Source organism: Nonomuraea endophytica (assembly GCF_014203235.1).
Lineage (GTDB): Bacteria > Actinomycetota > Actinomycetes > Streptosporangiales > Streptosporangiaceae > Nonomuraea > Nonomuraea endophytica.
Genome location: NZ_JACHIN010000007.1, coordinates 222560 through 239975 on the forward strand (window position 1 = coordinate 222560; position 17416 = coordinate 239975).

The window sequence follows — 17416 nt, forward strand, 5'->3', positions numbered from 1 at the left end:
GCTCGGGCAGGTGCTCTGGCGAAGGCTCGGGCAGATGCCCTGCCGAAGGCTCGGGCAGGTGCTCTGGCGAGGGCTCGGGCAGGTGCTCTGGCGAGGGCTCGGGAAGGTGGCTCACCTCGTCGGTCACCAGCAGGCGGCCCACCCGGAGGCCTGCCTCGGTCACCCGCGCCTCCAGCCCGGCCTCCTCGAAGGCCCGGGCGACGGCGTCGGTCACGTCGTAGAGCGGGACGTCGGCCGCCGTCGCCAGCCGCAGATCTTCTACCGACTGATCGGTAAGTCCATGCGCGACCAACGCGTGCCCACCGACGAGCGCCAGCCCGTACCTCTGACAGACGGGCCGCGCGGCGGCCAGTAGCCGATCCTTCACACCTGTCCTCGCCGCTTCCTGGTGGAGGGAAGGTCATGCCGTCCCGAGACGAACTCCTGGAAGGCGATCTTCGCGCGGATCACCGGTCGGCGCCAGCGGTCCTCCCGGTGGATGGCCCTGGCGAGCTTGCGCGGGTTGCGTCCGGCGAAGAACCAGTGCGCCCAGGGGGAACCGGGACGGGCCAGCCGTACCGCGCTGACGACCAGGACGAGCGGCACGAACAGCCCGACGAGACCCGTCCAGATCTTGCCCTTGAGCAGGGTCACCACGGCGAGCACGAGGTTGCAGACGATCACCAGCGTGGTGTCGGCGAGGCCCCAGAGGTCCACGACCAGCGGCCGCAGTCCGATGAGCAGCAGCCCGGTCACGGCGACCGCGATGAAGACGGCGTCGACGGAGGTTCGTCCCTCTTCCTCCCAGTACACGTCGTGCAGGTGCAGGATCAGCGCGAACTCGTCCAGCACCAGCGCCGAACCCACCCCGAAGATCGAGGCCGCCACCGCGAACCACAGCTGCGACGCCGTCGCCACGACCAGCCCGGTGACGCCGCCGATCAGCATCAGCACGACCCCGAACACCACGTGGTGGATGTGCATCTCACCCACGCTGACGTTGCGGAACCATCCGATCTTGGCTCGGATCAAGCGGACGTTGATGCGCACGAAAACGAAGGCGCCGATGAGCGCGACGAAGAAACAGAACAGCGGTAGCCGCCCCGTCGCAACGATGCTGTGCTCGAACCAATACCCCATAGCCCTGAAACCGATGGTACGAGCAGTTCAGTGCACCTTGCGCGACGGCTGGGTCACCTGGGCGGATTGGAGGCGTTTGACCAGTTCTCTGGTGACCTCGCGGTCGGCGAGCGAGAGCCGTACCCGCTGCTCGGACTCCGCGAACGTCGGCGGCTCGCCCGTGAGGTCCTTCACCAGCTCGTCGTAGTGGGCGCGGACCCGCTCGCGCGGCAGGTCCAGCCGGTCGGCCAGCGCCTTCCTGAGCTCGGCGGCACGCAGCCCGGCGAACGTGTACTCGTCGTAGGACGGCACCCCCGGCAGCGGGCGGCCGGACGCGCGGGCCTGCTCGCGGCGGCGGTTCTCCGCCGCCAGCGCCGCCGCGAACCCCGCCTCGCTGACGTCCGCGAGCAGCCCTTCCTCCCGCGCCCACAACCGCAGCACCTTGTCCTGTACGGCCAGCGCCAGCCCCTCCTTCCTGAGCCGGTCAGGCGGGATGGCTCCTCCGTTGGCCGCGGCGACGCCGGCCCGAGCGGTGTTCATGCCCCGCTCCAGCTCCGCCCGCACCACCGGCTCCCCATCAACCAGCACCACCACCTCGTCCCGCTCCTCCGGGGAAACGCTCCCCGGAGGAGCGGCGTGCGGGGCGAGGGAGCAGGCGGCGACGAGCATCCCGCCGACGACCAGCACCAGAACCCGCCACCAGCCCCGCCCACCACGCGATCCGGGGCCCCCGCCACACCACCCGGACCGCCCGCCACGCGACCTGCGGCGCCCAACACGCCACCCAGCGCGCCCGCCACGCCACCCGGGGCGCTCAACACGCCACCCGGCGCGCCCGCCACGCGATCCGGGGCGCCCGTCACGCCACCCGACCGAATCAGCCCGCCCAGCCTCGACCCGGGCAGGGCGCGGGACCCCGTCAAGACGCGCGGATCTCTCGTTCTGCCCTGGTCGCTCATGGTGCGGGGTGGTGTGTGTCATGGCGTCAGCCGGTGACCTTCATGTCGAAGACGTGCAGACCGGCGTCCGCGAGCGGGCTCCCCGCAGGCAGCGTGACCGAGGCGACCGTCTTGCCCGGGTCCAAGGGGACCGCGTAGCCGAAGACCGAGACGCCCGATTCCCGGGTCTGCCCGGTGGCCGGGTTCTTGTGGCTGGTCTGGGTGATGTTGTGATAGTCCGTACGAGCGACCACAACCCCGCCGGAAGGCGCCGAGGCATCCCAGAAGTCCCCGAACCGCACCGTCTTGGCTTCGGCGCTGCCGTCGGTGTAGGTAACGGTGAATTCACCCTCCCGCACCTTGAACACCCCGGTCCCCAGCAAAACGAGCTTCGCTCCCTTCCCGGACACCCGGATCGTCTGACCGGCCGCCTTCACGTTGTCGGCCCAGCCGTACGGGCGCGGATGCCACACGAACGACGCGCCGAGCACGCTCACCGCCCGCCCGGGAACGAGCCCGGCCCTCTCCAGCCCCTGCCCCGGATAGCTGCGTCCGCTGGTGGACAGCCCGCCGGTGTTCGGGTTGAGGTCGGAGCTGACGCCGACGTTGTTGTAGGCGTCCTCGATCCTCCGGTACGGCTCCGCCGCCACGGGACCGCCGGAGTAGGCGCCCCTGCTCAACGTCGTCAACGGGTTGCCGAAGTAGTCACGGGCACCCAGCCCCTCCACAGCCACCCCGGTGCCCAAGGCAGGCGATCCGGCGAGCAGCTTGTATCCGTCCACGTCACCGGCGCCGGTCGCGGTGCCGGGTTTGGCCAGCCCTGGGTCGCCGGTGATGCCGCGGGCGTCACCGGCGGGCGGGGTGATGCCGCCGTGGTAGACGTTGGCGTCGTAGGTGATGCCGGTGCCGGTCGGGAAGGCGCCGTGGGCGGCGTAGAAGATGTTGTTGACGAGGCGGGTGTCCTGGTTGAGCCGCATGTCCACCTTCTGGCTGGAGCAGAAGAAGGTGTTGTTGTAGACGCGGAAGGGCGCGTTGTCGGTGTTGGCGATGCGGCAGTCGTCCTGGGCGATGTTGAAACGTAGAACGGCGGTCGCCTTGTAGTTGGGAAACTCGGTGCAGCCCTGGCAGCCGAGGAAGAAGCCTCCGGCGTTGTCGTGCGAGTAGTTGTACTGGTAAAGGCAGGTGCCCTTGATGCCGCCGTCGCAGTCCCAGGCGGTGGAGTCGTAGATGGTGGGCCGCTGGCGGGTCACCTCGTTGTACTGAAATATTGGGTCAACCGAGTTGATCGGCCACATGCCCGCGAAATTTCCGTCGATGTACGGGTATTTCCCGGCCCCGCCCTCGTCGAACAGGTTGTGCTCCACCAGCGGCCGCTCCGAGGCGTGCACCACGATGCCGTCGCCGCCGACCGCCCTGATCGTGTTGCGGGCGATGAGCACGTTGCGGTGGTAGTCGTTGCCCTTCCGGCTGATCTTGATCCCGCCACCGCCGGTGTCATGGATGTAGTTGCCGGTGATCGTGATGCCGTCGATCGGGCCAGGCACGCCGTCGGGCAGCGCCTGGATGCTGATGCCCGCGGAGTAGGCGAACCAGGAGGCGTTCGCGCCGGTCTTGTCACCCCATCCGGCGACATCGGAGATTTCCAGGTCGCGCAGCACCAGCCCGGCCTTGGGCGCGGCCGTCGTGGAGTTGTACTGGACGCCGGTCCGCTTGCCCGTCACCGGCGCCGGGTTGGTGATGTGCAGCTTCTCGATGGTGACGTGGCTGTTGTCGACCAGGTGAACGGCCCACTCGCCGCCGTCGCCCTGGATGATCGGCTTGGGGCCGGCGCCGTAGGAGGTGAAGGTGACGGGGCGGCCCGCCGTACCGGATCCGAGTGGTTCGAGGCGGCCGGTGCAGACGGTGCCGGCGCGGAACTTGACCGTGTCCTTCGCGCGGAACACGATCGCGTTGACCTGCGCCAGCGCGGTGAGTGGCCGGGCGGCGTCACGGCCGGAGCCACCGGGGGCGGCCTGGCAGTCGACGAAGAAGTTACGTGCGGCGGCGGCCTGCGCCGGGGCGGCGGTCAGCCCGGCGCAGGCCGCGACGAGCGCGGTCAGGAGCGCCAGACGGGGGGTTAAGCGCATCGATTGCTCTCCAGAAGGTCGGAATCAGGCGGAGCGGGACAGACTCGCGGGCTCCACTCCGTGCGCGAAGGGCAGACCGCGGGCATAACGGACCAGCTCGTCCACGGCGAGATCGGCCATGCGGGCCAGCTCCCCGCCGAGCGAACCGGCGATGTGCGGGGTGACCAGCACGTTCGGCAGGTCATAGAGGACGGAACCGGACGGCAGGATCTCCGGGGCGGTGTGGTCGAGCACGGCGTGCAGGCGGCCCGAGACCAGTTCGGCGGTGAGCGCGTCCTGGTCGACCAGGGCCGCGCGGGCGGTGTTGATCAGCGTGGCGCCGTCGCGCATGGCGGCCAGCCGGGCTCTGTCGATCATGTGCCGGGTCTCGGGCAGATCGGGCGCGTGCAGGCTGACGACGTCGCAGCGGGCCACGAGCTCGTCCAGCCCAACGTGCGCGACGCCAAGGTCCTCGTGCAGGTACGGGTCGCTGACCAGCACCTCCAGGTCGAACGGCCGCAGCAGCTCGATCACCCGCCGCCCGATCCTGGAGGCGCCCACGACACCGACCGTGCGACGGTAGTTGCCGAAGCCGGGGTATCGGGCGTCCCAATCTCTGCCGGTACGGCTCGCGCGGTAGTCACGCGCGATGTCGAACACCCGCTTGTTCGCGAACAGGATCGCGGCCAGCGTGAACTCCGCGACCGGCTCCGCGTTGGCGGCCGCGGCGCTGGAGACCTGGATGCCGCGCTGCCAGCAGGCCTCGCTCACGTGATGCTTGACCGACCCCGCCGCGTGCACGATCGCGCGCAGCCTGGGCGCCCTGGCCAGCACCTCGGCGGTCACCATCGGGCAACCCCACGAGGTGTAGAGCACCTCCACCTCGGCCAGGTCGGCGTCGGCGAAATCGGTCACCACCAGATCCGGATCCACGTCGGCGACCAGCGCGAGACGGCTTCTGACCGGTTCACGCAGCAGCCGCCGCGCGACCTGTGCGCCCATGGCGACCAGCGTCCTGGGCCTCTTCATGAACTCCCCCGAAAGATCAATCACTTGACGCTGCCCGCCGTCATCCCGGCCTTCCAGAACCGCTGCAGCGACATGAACACGATCAGCAGCGGCACCACCGACAGCAGCGAGCCGGTGATCACCAGCGTGTGGAACTCGGGGAACGCGTTGCCCTGCTTCTCCCACGTGAACAGCCCCAGGCTGAGCGGGTAGAGATGCTGGTCGTTGAGCATGACCAGCGGCAGGAAGAAGTTGTTCCAGATCGCCGTGAACTGGAACAGAAAGATCGTCACGAACGCGGGCAACAGCATCGGCAGCGCCACCCGCACGAACGCCCGCACCTCCCCCGCACCGTCAGAGCGCGCCGCTTCAAGCACCTCATTGGGTACGTAACCGGCCGACAGCACGCGGGACAGATAGACACCGAACGGATGCACCAGCGCCGGGACGAACACCGCCCAGAACGTGTTGACCACGCCCACCTTCGAGGCCAGCAGATACAGCGGCAGCGCCGTCGCGGTGGTCGGCACCAGCACGCCGAGCAGCACCAGGCCGAACATCTTCTCCTTGCCGAACCAGGCGTACTTGTCGAAGGCAAAGCCGCACATCACCGAGATCAGCGCGCTCACCGCCGCTCCGGCCCCCGCGTACAGGACGCTGTTGAGGTACCAGCGGAAGAAGATGCCGCCGTTCTCGCTGCTCACCGCCCGGATGTTGTCGATCAGGCTGAAGTCGGCGAAGGCGAAGCCCGGCGTGCCGTACAGGTCGTCAAGGGTCTTCGTCGAGGCGAACAGCAGCCACGTCAGCGGCAGCAGCGTGTAAAGAGCGGCGATCACCAGGAAGAGGTTGACCGTCGCCCGGGACATCCACTTCATCGGCGGTTGCTCCACTTGGTGACGACGTACGACATCACGGCGGCCAGCAGCGCCAGCAGGATCGAGGCGGCGCCCGCCTGGCCGTAGTCGTTGTTGCCGAACGCCTCGTTGTAGGCGTACATGTTCGGGGTCCAGGTGCTGACCACGCCGTCACTGGAGTTGTCGAACACCATGGGCTCGGTGAACAACTGCAGCGAGCCGATGATCGTGAACAGCAGCGTCGTGATGACCGCGCCGCGAATGAGCGGCAGCTTCACGCTGAAGGCGGTCCGCAACCGGCCCGCGCCGTCCATCCGCGCCGCCTCCAGCACCTCGGCCGGGATGGCCTGCAGCGCCGCGAAGTAGATGATCATGTTGTAGCCGATCCACTCCCAGAGCGCGACGTTGACGATGGACCCCAGCACCGCCCCGCCGCCGAGAAAGTCGACCCCGCCCAGAAGATCCACGATCGGGCTGATCCCCGGCAGATAGAGATAGAGCCAGATCAGCCCCGCGATCACGCCCGGCACCACGTGCGGCATGAACAACGCCAGCTGAAAGAACCTCCGCAGCCGCGCCAGCCCAGAATCGAGCAGCAACGCCAGCCCCAGCGCTCCGCCGATCATCAGCGGGATGTAGAGCAGGCAGTACCCGACGATCACCAGAAACCCGTCAGTGAACGCCCGGTCCTTCAGGGTGTCCAGATAGTTCCCAAGCCCCACGAAAACCGTCTCGGTCCCACCGAACCCGAGGCCCGAGGACTTCTCACTGAACAGGCTCAGATAGACCGCGTAGCCCAGCGGCGCCACGATCACCGCGGCGAAGAGCACGAAGAACGGCCCCACGAAGAGCGCAACCGCCCCCCGCCGCCGCACCGCCTCACTACGCATACTGCTCCTTCGTCATCATTTCCGGCACACCACGGACCTCTCCCCACACGGCGAGACCCTCTTCAGTACGGCTTCCGGCCCAGCGGGCCCCTTCCAGCACAGCGCGGACATCTCCCGAGACCGCCAGCCCTTCCGGTGTCGCCGGGACCCTTCCGGCACAGCGCGGACCTCTCCTGGCACAGCGCGGACCTCTCCCGGCACAGCACGGACCTCTCCCGGCACAGCACGGGCCTGTCCCGGCACAGCGCGGACCTCTCCCGGCACCGCCGGCCTCTTCCGGTGTCGCCGGGCCCTTCCGGCACGCCGGGATCCTCCCGGCGCAGCCCGGATCCCTCCCCGCACGGCCGGACCCTCCGGGTCCGCCGGGATCCTTCCGGCGCAGCACGGACCCTTCCGCGCACGGCCGGACCCTCCCGGTATGGGCCGGGCCCTTCCGGCGCATAGGGACCCCTTCTTGCACGCCGGACCCTTCCGGCGCAGCGGGTCCTTTCCGATACAGCGGGACCCTTCCAATACGACGGGTCATTTTCCGATACGGCGGGTCATTTCCGGCACGGAGAGATGTGCCCTTCCGGTGTCACTGCTGGGCGGCGACGTTCAGCCCGCGGGCCTTGATCTCGTTGACCGTCGCGGTCTGCACGGTGTCCAGGACCGACGGGATCGTGGTCTCACCGGTGCCCACCTTGCCAAGCGAGTCCTTGAAGGCGGTGAGGGTCTGCACCATGCTCGGCCCCCACGTCCACCCCGGCTGAACGGTCTTGTACGACTCCGCGAACAGCGAGTAGATGTCCTGACCGCCATAGAACGAGGCGTCGAAGCTCTTGGCCGCAACCGGCACCAGCTCGGCGATGGCAGGGAAGCCACTGGAGGTGCCGGAGGCCAGGCGGGCCGTCCAAGCCTGCTCAGACCCGGTCAGCCACTTGATGACCTCGATCGCTTGCTTACTGTTCTTACTGTTTTTGGAGACACCGAAAGTGGTGCCGCCGAGCATGCCGCTGGCCGGAGTCCCCCAGTGAGGCACCGGCGCGATCGCCCACTTGCCGGACTGCCCCGCATGGCCGCTCTTCATGACGCCCGCACCCCAGTTGGCGCCGACATAGCCCCAGAGGCTGTCGTCCTCGAAGGCCGCGTTCCAAGGCTGCGAGAACGAGGCCTGCACATGCACGAGGTCGTCCTTGACCAGGCCCTGCCAGTAGTCGGCGACCTTCTTGGTGGCCTCATCCGCGATGGACACCTTCCAGGCATCTCCCTCGGTCCCGAACCACTTGCCCCCCGCCTGCCAGGCGAGCGCCGCCAGCACACTGGGATCATCAGGAAAGAACGTGGCGATCCGCGCCTTGCCGTCCGCCTTCTTCACCTTCGAAGCGGCGACCTTGAAGTCGTCCCAGGTCTCGGGCACGTCGATCTTGTGCTTCTCGAACAGATCCTTGCGATAGAAGAACACCTGCGGCGCCGCGTCCATAGGCACCCCCCAGGTCTTCCCGCCCAGCTCGACCAGGCTGAAGACGGAGCCCGGATACTTCCCCTTGACGTCAGCGGTGTCAGCGGTGATGTCCTGCAAGGCGCCCTGATTAACAAAGTCAGGCAGCTGGGGATACTCGATCGACATGACATCAGGCGCGTTCCCGGCCTTGACGGCGTTGGCGAACTTCGCATAGCCGCCCGCGTTGCCCGAGGGGATCTCCTCGAACTTGATCTGGACGTCCTTGTGCGACTTGTTGAAGGCGTCCACGACCTGCTGCGTGCCCTTGGCCCAGCCCCAGAACGTGACGCTAACCGGCTCCCCACCACCCCCGGCCCCCGCCTCTGACCCACCACCACCGCAAGCCGCAAGCATGGTGATCCCGGCCATCAGCCCGGCAAGACCGGCGGCAGCGCGCTTACGCTCCATCGATGCTCCTTCTCGCAATCGATCGAAATCCGATCGTTCTGGAGCATCATTCGCTCACAACCGAACACATGTCTACCATTCGATCATTACAACTCCATCTCGAAACCCCACTCTCACAACCGCCCAACCCCTCCGGCCACGGTGGCCGGGCAAAAGCGGAACGGTGGCCGGGCAAGAGCGGAACGGTGGCCGGGCAAGAGCGGAACGGTGGCCGGGCAAGAGCGGAGTTGTTACGGCGAGCAACCCCGTTAGCCCTCACGACCAGCGCTCGACAGGCGGCAACCCACGACGGCGGGGCGGGCGGGGCGGCTTGCCGTAACGGGGAGGGCGCAGCACAAGCGGGACGCGAGCGGCGCACAAGCGGCGCACAACGGGGGCGCAACACGGGCGGCGCAACACAACGGGGGCGCAGCACGAAGGCGCGCGCAACACGGGCACGAGTCGCACCCCAAAGGGAGCGCCGCGCAGAGGCGGGCACCAACACAAACCGAACACCCGCACAACCAGACTGCCGAACAGCAAGGAGCTGGCGCACTGCAAGGGAGCAGCGCGCAGAGCCCGCAGAGCCCGCAGAGCTGGACGGCCGGACAGCCGGACAGCCGGACAGCCGAACAGCCGAACAGCCGGACAGCCGGACAGCACGAAGGCTGGCGGAACGCGAAGGTGCGCCGCAACGCGTCACGGGGCAGCGCAAGTGGCACGCCACAACGGGGGCGGCGCAACGGGCGCAGCGCAACGGGCGTGGTGCTGCGAGCGTGGTGCTGCGGGGAGGGAAGCTGAAGGAGCAGAAAAGAACAGAAGCGAAAGAAGGCGGAGGCGACTAAGGCGGCGAAAAGAGGGGGCGATAGAGAAGGCGGCAGAAACGAAGGCGGGCGGCGCGGGCGGGTTAGCGGGGGCGGGTGGAGGCTCGGGGGCGGAGTTCGGGGAGGAGGGCGATGTGTTGGCGGGGGGTTTGGGGGCCGATGGTTAGGCGGCGGATCAGGAGGTCTACGGCGTGGGCGCCTACTGCGCTTTTTGGTGGGGCTACGGCGGTCAGTGGCGGGTCGCTCAGGGCGGCTACTTCGTCGTCGTAGGCGACGATGGAGACCTCGTCGGGGATGGTGACGCCTGCTGAGCGCAGGTGCTGGACCAGGAGCAGCGCGTCCTCGTCGTTGTGGACGAGCAGCGCCGTCACCCCCTCGGCGCGGACGGCGCGCACGACGTCGCCCACCTGGTTGTGGGACGGGCCCTCCTGGTCGATGCCGAGGTCGGCGTAGCCGGACAGGTCGAGGTCGCGCAGTGCCGCTTCGAAGCCCTGGCGTACGCGCGGGGCAGTGGGGCTTTCGCGGGTGACCATGGCTATCCGTTTGTGGCCCAGGGCGGCGAGGTGGCGGACGCCGAGGAAGGCGCCGTGGGCGTGGTGGGAGGCCACGGCGTCCAGGAGGGAGGCGGGGCCGCCCAGGCCTGCTCGGCGTTCTACCAGGACTGTTGGCACCTTCAGGCCGGCTAGCCAGTCTCCGTGGGACTCGTCGGGCTGGCGAGTGGTGGTGAGCAGCAGGCCTTCTACTCCGCCTCCGGCTACCAGTTGGGCTACCTGGAGGCGTTCTTCGGCCTCGTCGTAGCGGGAGACGCCGAGCACCAGCCTTGCCCCGAGTTTGGCGGCCTGTTCGCGGGCGCCTTTGATGACGGCCGGGTAGTAGTAGGTGGCCGAGGGGACGAGCATGCCGATGGTCAGGGTCGTGTCGCCGGTGGCGGGTGTCGTGGGGGTGTCGGCGGCGGGTGAGCCCGGCAGGTCGGTGCGGACCCTGGTCACGCCGCCGTGCACGCGCTTGAGCAACCCCTGCGCGGCCAGGTGCTCCACGTCTCTGCGCAGGGTCACCATGGAGACGCCTACGCGCTCGACCAGGTCGGTCAGTCGCACGGATCCGCGCTCGCTCACCTCGCGCAGGATGAGTTCATGGCGTTGCTCGACGAACACGGTGGCCCCTTCGACTCGGTCGTGCTGATCCTAGCGTGCGAATGTGAACGTATGCTTTCGTTCGATCACAGTCGGAGATCCCATGGAGTGGTGCATGTTCCCCCTTCCGCCAGAGGACCGTTCGCTCAGCCCGCTCACGGGGTGGACCCGTGCCCACTGGGAGGCGGTGGCCGACGGCCTGCTGGGCGCGGTGGAACCGTATCGCTCCGCGGACGGCGCCGTGATCACCTTGCCCGGTCGGGAGAGCTCTTCGCGATGCGACGGACTGGAGGGGTATGCGAGGACGTTCCTGCTCGCATCCTTCAGGGTGGCCGGTGGGGGGCCGGTCGAGTTGCTCGAACCCTATGGGCGCGGGCTGCTTGCGGGGCCTGAGGTCTGGGAGCCGGTCGGGGAGCGTACTCAGCCCATGGTCGAGGCGGCGTCGATCGCCATCGGGCTGTGGCTCACCCGCGAGCAGCTCTGGGACCGCCTGCCCGGTGACGTCCAGCACCGCGTGGCCGGTTACCTGGCCGGTGCGCTCCGGCATGAGCCGGTGGACAACAACTGGTGGCTGTTCCCCGTCATGGTCGGCGGTTTCCTCGCGGCCGCCGGGTTCCACGTCGAGGAGGCCGAGGCGGCCGTGCGGCGCGGCCTGGAGCGCATCGAACCCTGGTACGTCGGCGACGGCTGGTACTCCGATGGCGCCAACCGCTCCTTCGACCACTACAACGGCTGGGCGATGCACCTGTATCCGGTCCTGCTCGCGCTGCTGTCCCAATCCCCCGTCGAGAGGTACGGCGAGCGGCTCCGAGAGTTCCTGACCGGTTATGCGCTGATGTTCGACAGTGAAGGCGGCATGCTCTATCACGGTCGATCGCTCACCTACCGCTTCGCTTCGACCGCCTCGCTCTTCGCCGGTGCGCTGGCCGAGTCCACCCCGCTGACACCCGGCCAGACCAGAGGCATCGCCTCGGCGACGCTCCGCCGCTTCCTGGAGCACGACGCCCTGTCACCGGAGGGCATCCTCACGCTCGGCTGGCACGGGCCACACGAACCGTCGCTGCAGGGGTACTCGGGGTCCGCCTCGCCGTACTGGGCCGCGAAGGCTTTCCTCGGCCTTCTCCTGCCCGCCGACCACCCCGTCTGGACGGCCACCGAGGAGCCGGGGCCGCAGGGGGTGCGGGCGCTGGCCGGTCCCGGCCTCATCGTCCAGAACACCGGCGGCCTCGCCCGAGTCGTCAACCACGGCAGCCAGCACCACCCCGGCGACCCGCTCTACGACCGCTACGCCTACTCCACCCGCACCGGCCCCACCACCGCCACCGACATCCCGGACAACCACGCGGGCACCGGTTCCCGCGGGCGCATCGTTCCCCGGGGCGCTGGTTCGCTGGGTGACGGTGCTTGGGCTGCTTCGTTCGGTAAGGGGACCGGGGTGGCCAGTGTGAGCGTGGTGCGCGGGGAGGTGGAGGTGCGGCTGCACTATGGCGAGGTGGGCCGCGAGACGGGCTGGGCACTGGCCCAGGCCGCTCCAGACGACCGCGTGGTGGGGACCACGGACGAAAGCGGCGCAACGGCCCCGGGCGGCTCCGCCATACAGGCTGTGGACAACACGGGTGGATGCGCCGGGAGGACAGTGGGCGGGGCTGTTGTGTGGGGTGGGGACGGGCTGGGGTCGTGGTTGATTCCGTTGGCTGGGGCGGTGACGCCGTCGGTGCTGGAGGCGCCCGAGGGCACGGCGTTCGGCAGGCCCGCCCTGGTCCCCGCCCTCACCGGCACCGGTGCCACCGGCTGGTGGGTGAGCGCCGCGGTCCTGGCCCACGACCTGCCCGAACTCCCGTCAGCCGAGGTGAACGGGCCGGAGGTCACGCTCACCTGGCCGGACGGGGTGGTCCACGTCATCACTCCGGAAGGGCCCATCACACCGGAAGGTCGATGACCCTCCGGTGTCCCTGGAAGGACCACGGCATGCCGGAGGGTGATCACCCTGGAAGGACCACGGAGCGTGGTCAGGTCGGAAGGGCCACGGAGCGTGGTCAGGTCGGAAGAGCCACAGAGCCGTGGTCAAGCCGGGAGAGCCACAGAGCCGTGGTCAAGCCGGGAGAGCCACAGAGCCGTGGTCAAGCCGGGAGCGCCACGGAGCGTGGTCAGGCCCGAAGAGCCACGGAGCGTGGTCAAGCCGGCATGCCTACGGCTCTTTCCGCGGCCATGATCGCGTTGCGGAACAACATTGCCACCGTCGTCGGCCCCACGCCGCCCACCCGAGGCGTGATCGCCCCCGCCACCGCCTCAACCGACTCGTCCACGTCAGGCAGCAGCCGCCGCCCCTCATACCGAACCCCACCGCCGACGACGACAGCCCCAGGCTTCACGTGCTCGGGCTGGATGATCCCCGGCACCCCGGCGGCGGCGATGAGGATGTCGGCCCGCTGCGTGTAGCGGGCCCAGTCGGGCACGCCGGTGTGGACCACGGTCACCGCCGCGTTGGCCGTGGGCCGCTTCTGGCTGAGGAGCGTGGCCAGCGGCCGGCCGAGGGTGGCGCCGCGGCCGAGGATCACGACCTCCCGCCCCGCCACCGGAATCTCGTAGAAGGCGAGTAGCGCCTCGATCCCGGCGGGCGTGCAGGGCAGCGGGCCGGGCATGCCGAGCGCCAGCCGTCCCATGTTGAGGGGGTGCATGCCGTCCACGTCCTTGTCGGGGTCCATGGACTGCAGCGCCGCGTCGTAGTCGAGGTGACGGGGCACCGGGTACTGCACCAGCAGCCCGTGCACGGCCGGGTCGTCGTTGTAGGCGGCGATGGCGGCGTGGAGGTCGGCCTGGGTTGCGTCGGACGGCAGGTGGGTGTGCGGTGAGTCGAAGCCCAGCTCCGCCGCCTGCCGCTGCTTGATCCTGATATATCCGGCGCTGGCGTCGTCGTCGCCGACCAGGATCGTGGCCAGCGACGGCGTGACACCCTTCGCAGTCAGTACGGCGGCGCGCGCGGCGACGTCCTCCAGGACACTCTGCGCCACCGGGCCGCCGGGAAGCATGCGGGTCATGGCTCTCCTCGCGACGTGGTCGCCCAGGCGGTCGGCTTCCACGACGAGCTCCCCGATGGTCGATTCCATCCTCTGTGCCGCCAGTCGCGCTCCTTCTAGGATGCCAGAAGGCTCAGGACAGGAAACCGCGCAGAAGCGCCGCGGTGCCTTCCAGATGCTCTGCCACGGCACGCCGCGCCGCCTCCGGATCTCCGGACAGGATCGCCGCCACAATGGCCTCGTGCTGGGTGGCCGCGTGATCGATGTTGACCTGGAGCATCGGGATGGCGTTGAGCAGGTCGCTGACCCGCAGCCGGGCGTCGGCGCAGGTGGCGGCGAGCAGCGGGGAGCCGGTCAGCTCGGCGATCGCCAGGTGGAAGGCGGTGTCGAGGCGGCGGTACTCAGCGGGTGTGGCGGCGTTGAGGTCGTCCAGGCGGCGGCGCAGGATCCGGCGGCGGTCCTCGTCGAGCGGGGTGGTGGCCAGCACCTGCGCGGCGCCGCACTCCACGGCCATGCGGAAGGTGAGGGCGTCGGACAGGTCGTCGTCGCCCATGTCGGTGACGACCTTGCGCAGGGCTCCGGTGCCGGGTTGCGGCGGGACATAGGTGACGAAGGCGCCGCCGTAACGGCCGCGCCGTACATCGAGAAAGCCGGAGTCCTGCAGGGCGCGGATGGCCTCGCGCAGCGTCACGCGGCTGATGCCGAGCTGGACGGCGAGCTCGCGTTCGGGCGGGAGCTTCTCGCCGGGCGCGACGACGCCCAGCTTGATGGCCTGGAGCAAGCGCTCCACGGTCTCCTCGAACGCATTGCCCGCGCGCACGGGGCGCAGCACCGTCAACGGGTTCACGCTTGGCTCCCCCCACCCCGCCACAGGGCCTTGACAATCGATCCCGCCATGGACCTCAATGGTCTAACACTAGCCCAATCAACGGGAAACCGCCGTGGCCAGATCGGAGCATCCTCACGTGAGCACCGGATTGTTGTCCGTTTCCGACCTGCGGGACGAAGTTGCTGCTGGGCGCATAGACACCGTATTGCTCGCCGTCGCCGACATGCAGGGCAGATTGCAGGGAAAGCGCCTCTCGGCCCGGTTCTTCCTGGAGGAGGTGCTGCGGCACGGCTCCGAGGGCTGCAACTACCTGCTCGCGGTGGACGTGGATATGAACACCGTCGAGGGCTACGCGATGTCGTCGTGGGAACGCGGATACGGCGACTTCGTCATGAAACCGGATCTCTCCACCCTCAGGCGGATCCCCTGGCAGGAGGGCACCGCCCTGCTCATGGCCGATCTGACCTGGGAGGACGACACCGACGTGACCGCCTCGCCGCGGCAGATCCTGCGCAGGCAGCTCGCCCGCCTGGACGAGCGGGGACTGCGCGCGTTCGTCGGCACGGAGCTGGAGTTCTGCGTCTATGAGGACTCCTATGAGCAGGCGTGGAAGCGCGGATATCGCGACATGTCCCCCGCGAACCTCTACAACGTCGACTACTCCCTGCTCGGCACCGCGCGCGTCGAGCCGCTCCTGCGCCGGATCCGGCGCGAGATGGAGGGCGCGGGGCTGTATGTGGAGTCGGCCAAGGGCGAGTGCAACCTCGGCCAGCACGAGATCGCCTTCCGCTACGACGAGGCGCTGAAAACCTGCGACAACCATTCGATCTACAAGACCGGCGCCAAGGAGATCGCCGCCCAGGAGGGCCGCTCGATCACCTTCATGGCCAAGCCGAACCAGCGCGAGGGCAACTCCTGCCACATCCACATCAGCCTGCGCGGCAGCGCCGACGAGCCGGTGATGGCCGGCGACGGACCCCACGGCATGTCCGAGCTCGGCGCCCGCTTCATCGCCGGCCAGCTCGCCTTCATGCGCGAGCTCACGCTCTTCTACGCGCCGAACATCAACTCCTACAAACGGTACGTGCCGGGCAGCTTCGCCCCGACCGCCGTCAAGTGGGGCGTGGACAACCGCACCTGCTCGTTGCGCCTGGTCGGACACGGCCACTCACTGCGGGTGGAGAACCGGGTGCCCGGCGGCGACGTCAACCCCTACCTGGCCGTCTCCGCGCTGATCGCGGCCGGCCTGCACGGCATCGACCACGAGCTCGACCTTGAGGACGCCTTCACCGGCAACGCCTACGCCTCCGGCGCCGAGACCGTGCCGCACACGCTGCGCGACGCGCTCGCCCTGTTCGAGGGCTCGAAGCTGGCCAGGGAGTCCTTCGGCGAGGACGTCATCGCCCACTACGCCAACAACGCGCGCGTCGAGCTGGCCGCCTTCGACGCGGCGGTCACCGACTGGGAAATGTTCCGCGGCTTCGAACGTCTGTAAGGGAACAGCATGAAGATCATCAATCCGGCCACCGAAGCCGTGGTGGCCGAGGTCGACCTCGCCGACGCGGCCGAGACCGACCGGGCCGTGGAGCGTGCCAAGCGGGCGTACGCGAGCTGGCGCGCGGTGGCGCCGGGCGACCGGGCCAGGCTGCTGCGCCGGTTCGCCGACCTGGTGGACCGCCACGGCGAGGAATTGGCCCAGCTGGAGGTCGCCAACGCCGGCCACACGATCGGCAACGCCCGCTGGGAGGCCGGCAACGTCCGCGACGTGCTGCACTTCTACGCCGGCGCCCCGGAACGCAACCACGGCCTGCAGATCCCGGTGCCCGGCGGCGTGGACGTCACCTTCCAGGAGCCGCTGGGCGTCGTGGGCGTGATCGTGCCGTGGAACTTCCCCATGGTCGTCATGACCTGGGGCGTCGCGCCCGCGCTCGCGGCCGGGAACACCGTGATCGTGAAGCCGGCCGAGTGGACGCCGATGACCGCGCTGCGGCTGGCCGAGCTGGCCCTGGAGGCGGGCCTGCCGGAGGGCGTGCTGCAGGTGCTGCCCGGGGCGGGCGAGGTCGCCGGCGCCCGGCTGGTCGAACATCCGGACGTTGCCAAAATCGTTTTTACCGGCTCGACCGAGGTGGGCAAGGAGATCGCCGCCAAGGCGGCGGCCCAGGTGAAGCGGCTGACGCTGGAGCTGGGCGGCAAGTCCGCAAATATCGTCTTTCAGGACTCCGATCTCGAAAAAGCGGCCAAAACCGCGCCTTATGCCGTCTTCGATAACTCCGGCCAGGACTGCTGCGCCCGATCGCGCATCCTGGTCGAGCACACCGTGTACGAGGAGTTCCTGGAGAGGCTGGGCGCCGCCGTACTCGATGTGAAGGTCGGCGACCCCCTCGACGAGAGCACCGAGATGGGCCCGCTGATCAGCGCCGAACACCTGGAGCGGGTACGCGGGTTCGTCGCCGAGCCGCACCTGCAGGGCGCCTGCCCGGACGGGCCCGGCTACTGGTTCCCGCCCACCGTGCTCACCTCGCGGGTGACCGACCGCGCGTTCACCGAGGAGATCTTCGGGCCCGTGGTGTCGGTGGTGGCATTCCAGGACGAGGCGGACGCCGTACGTATCGCCAATGACACCCCCTACGGCCTGAGCGGGTCCATCTGGACCCGCGACGTCGGCCGCGCGCTGCGGGTGGCGCGCGCGGTCGAGGCGGGCAACCTGTCGGTCAACTCGCACTCGTCGGTGCGTTACTGGACGCCGTTCGGCGGATTCAAGCAGTCGGGCCTGGGCCGGGAGCTCGGCCCCGACGCCCTCAGCGCCTTCACCGAGACCAAAAACGTTTTCATCTCCTGGGAGTCGTAGAC

General features: G+C 69.0%; 13 protein-coding genes, 1 pseudogene and 1 riboswitch. Of the genes and pseudogenes, 3 read left to right on the plus strand and 11 right to left on the minus strand.

Annotated elements, in window-relative coordinates; all coding sequences use genetic code 11:
* From HNR40_RS53735 to HNR40_RS26175, 9 genes and pseudogenes are all read right to left on the minus strand, one after another.
* A pseudogene (locus HNR40_RS53735) lies at positions 1-367 on the minus strand (hypothetical protein); the annotation flags it as partial.
* The gene (locus tag HNR40_RS26140) at positions 364-1119 is read right to left on the minus strand and encodes a hypothetical protein (protein ID WP_184965730.1); all 756 of its coding nucleotides are present in this window, start codon (positions 1117-1119) and stop codon (positions 364-366) included. The gene HNR40_RS26140 and the pseudogene HNR40_RS53735, both read right to left, overlap by 4 nt.
* Before the next feature lie 27 nt (positions 1120-1146).
* A complete protein-coding gene (locus HNR40_RS26145; protein WP_184965732.1) occupies positions 1147-1785 on the minus strand; it encodes a hypothetical protein in 639 nt (212 codons plus the stop codon).
* Between the two features lie 298 nt (positions 1786-2083).
* Positions 2084-4162 (minus strand): right-handed parallel beta-helix repeat-containing protein, encoded by a 2079-nt coding sequence (locus HNR40_RS26150; RefSeq protein ID WP_184965734.1) that lies wholly within the window; start codon positions 4160-4162, stop codon positions 2084-2086.
* 24 nt (positions 4163-4186) lie between these two features.
* Positions 4187-5170, minus strand: a complete 984-nt coding sequence (locus HNR40_RS26155) for a hydroxyacid dehydrogenase (protein ID WP_184965736.1) — start codon at positions 5168-5170, stop codon at positions 4187-4189.
* Positions 5171-5190: 20 nt separating this feature from the next.
* Positions 5191-6024, minus strand: coding sequence for a carbohydrate ABC transporter permease (locus HNR40_RS26160; RefSeq protein ID WP_184965738.1), 834 nt, complete (start codon positions 6022-6024; stop codon positions 5191-5193).
* Positions 6021-6893: a carbohydrate ABC transporter permease gene (locus HNR40_RS26165; RefSeq protein WP_184965739.1), complete on the minus strand. Its 873-nt coding sequence runs from the start codon at positions 6891-6893 to the stop codon at positions 6021-6023. The genes HNR40_RS26160 and HNR40_RS26165 overlap by 4 nt, the downstream gene beginning before the upstream one ends.
* A 577-nt stretch (positions 6894-7470) precedes the next feature.
* The gene (locus tag HNR40_RS26170; protein ID WP_184965741.1) at positions 7471-8784 is read right to left on the minus strand and encodes an ABC transporter substrate-binding protein; all 1314 of its coding nucleotides are present in this window, start codon (positions 8782-8784) and stop codon (positions 7471-7473) included.
* 886 nt (positions 8785-9670) lie between these two features.
* Positions 9671-10741 (minus strand): substrate-binding domain-containing protein, encoded by a 1071-nt coding sequence (locus HNR40_RS26175; RefSeq protein WP_221340832.1) that lies wholly within the window; start codon positions 10739-10741, stop codon positions 9671-9673.
* Between the two features lie 94 nt (positions 10742-10835).
* On the opposite strand from HNR40_RS26175, the gene HNR40_RS26180 reads away from it, so the two are divergent.
* Positions 10836-12659 carry a DUF2264 domain-containing protein gene (locus HNR40_RS26180; protein WP_221340833.1) on the plus strand — a complete coding sequence of 608 codons (1824 nt, stop codon included), beginning with the start codon at positions 10836-10838 and terminating at the stop codon, positions 12657-12659.
* Positions 12660-12894: 235 nt separating this feature from the next.
* Here the strand turns inward: HNR40_RS26180 and HNR40_RS26185 are convergent, their stop codons facing one another.
* On the minus strand, positions 12895-13758 hold the full coding sequence (locus HNR40_RS26185; RefSeq protein ID WP_184966349.1) for a bifunctional 5,10-methylenetetrahydrofolate dehydrogenase/5,10-methenyltetrahydrofolate cyclohydrolase: 864 nt from the start codon (positions 13756-13758) through the stop codon (positions 12895-12897).
* A 14-nt stretch (positions 13759-13772) separates the two neighbouring features.
* A riboswitch (ZMP/ZTP riboswitch) is annotated at positions 13773-13856 on the minus strand.
* A 14-nt stretch (positions 13857-13870) separates the two neighbouring features.
* Entirely contained in the window at positions 13871-14575 is a 705-nt protein-coding gene (locus HNR40_RS26190) for a FadR/GntR family transcriptional regulator (RefSeq protein WP_184966351.1), read from the minus strand.
* A 127-nt stretch (positions 14576-14702) separates the two neighbouring features.
* Between HNR40_RS26190 and HNR40_RS26195 the strand changes: the two genes are divergently transcribed.
* Positions 14703-16061, plus strand: coding sequence for a glutamine synthetase family protein (locus HNR40_RS26195; protein WP_184965745.1), 1359 nt, complete (start codon positions 14703-14705; stop codon positions 16059-16061).
* A 9-nt stretch (positions 16062-16070) separates the two neighbouring features.
* Positions 16071-17414, plus strand: a complete 1344-nt coding sequence (locus tag HNR40_RS26200; protein ID WP_184965747.1) for an aldehyde dehydrogenase family protein — start codon at positions 16071-16073, stop codon at positions 17412-17414.
* Positions 17415-17416 lie beyond the last annotated feature (2 nt).

Coding starts and splice junctions, on each gene's coding strand:
- HNR40_RS26140 (WP_184965730.1), bottom strand. CDS start 1,119: ATGGGGTATTGGTTCGAGCACAGCATCGTTGCGACGGGGCGGCTACCG.
- HNR40_RS26150 (WP_184965734.1), bottom strand. CDS start 4,162: ATGCGCTTAACCCCCCGTCTGGCGCTCCTGACCGCGCTCGTCGCGGCC.
- HNR40_RS26155 (WP_184965736.1), bottom strand. CDS start 5,170: ATGAAGAGGCCCAGGACGCTGGTCGCCATGGGCGCACAGGTCGCGCGG.
- HNR40_RS26160 (WP_184965738.1), bottom strand. CDS start 6,024: ATGAAGTGGATGTCCCGGGCGACGGTCAACCTCTTCCTGGTGATCGCC.
- HNR40_RS26165 (WP_184965739.1), bottom strand. CDS start 6,893: ATGCGTAGTGAGGCGGTGCGGCGGCGGGGGGCGGTTGCGCTCTTCGTG.
- HNR40_RS26170 (WP_184965741.1), bottom strand. CDS start 8,784: ATGGAGCGTAAGCGCGCTGCCGCCGGTCTTGCCGGGCTGATGGCCGGG.
- HNR40_RS26180 (WP_221340833.1), top strand. CDS start 10,836: ATGTTCCCCCTTCCGCCAGAGGACCGTTCGCTCAGCCCGCTCACGGGG.
- HNR40_RS26185 (WP_184966349.1), bottom strand. CDS start 13,758: ATGACCCGCATGCTTCCCGGCGGCCCGGTGGCGCAGAGTGTCCTGGAG.
- HNR40_RS26200 (WP_184965747.1), top strand. CDS start 16,071: ATGAAGATCATCAATCCGGCCACCGAAGCCGTGGTGGCCGAGGTCGAC.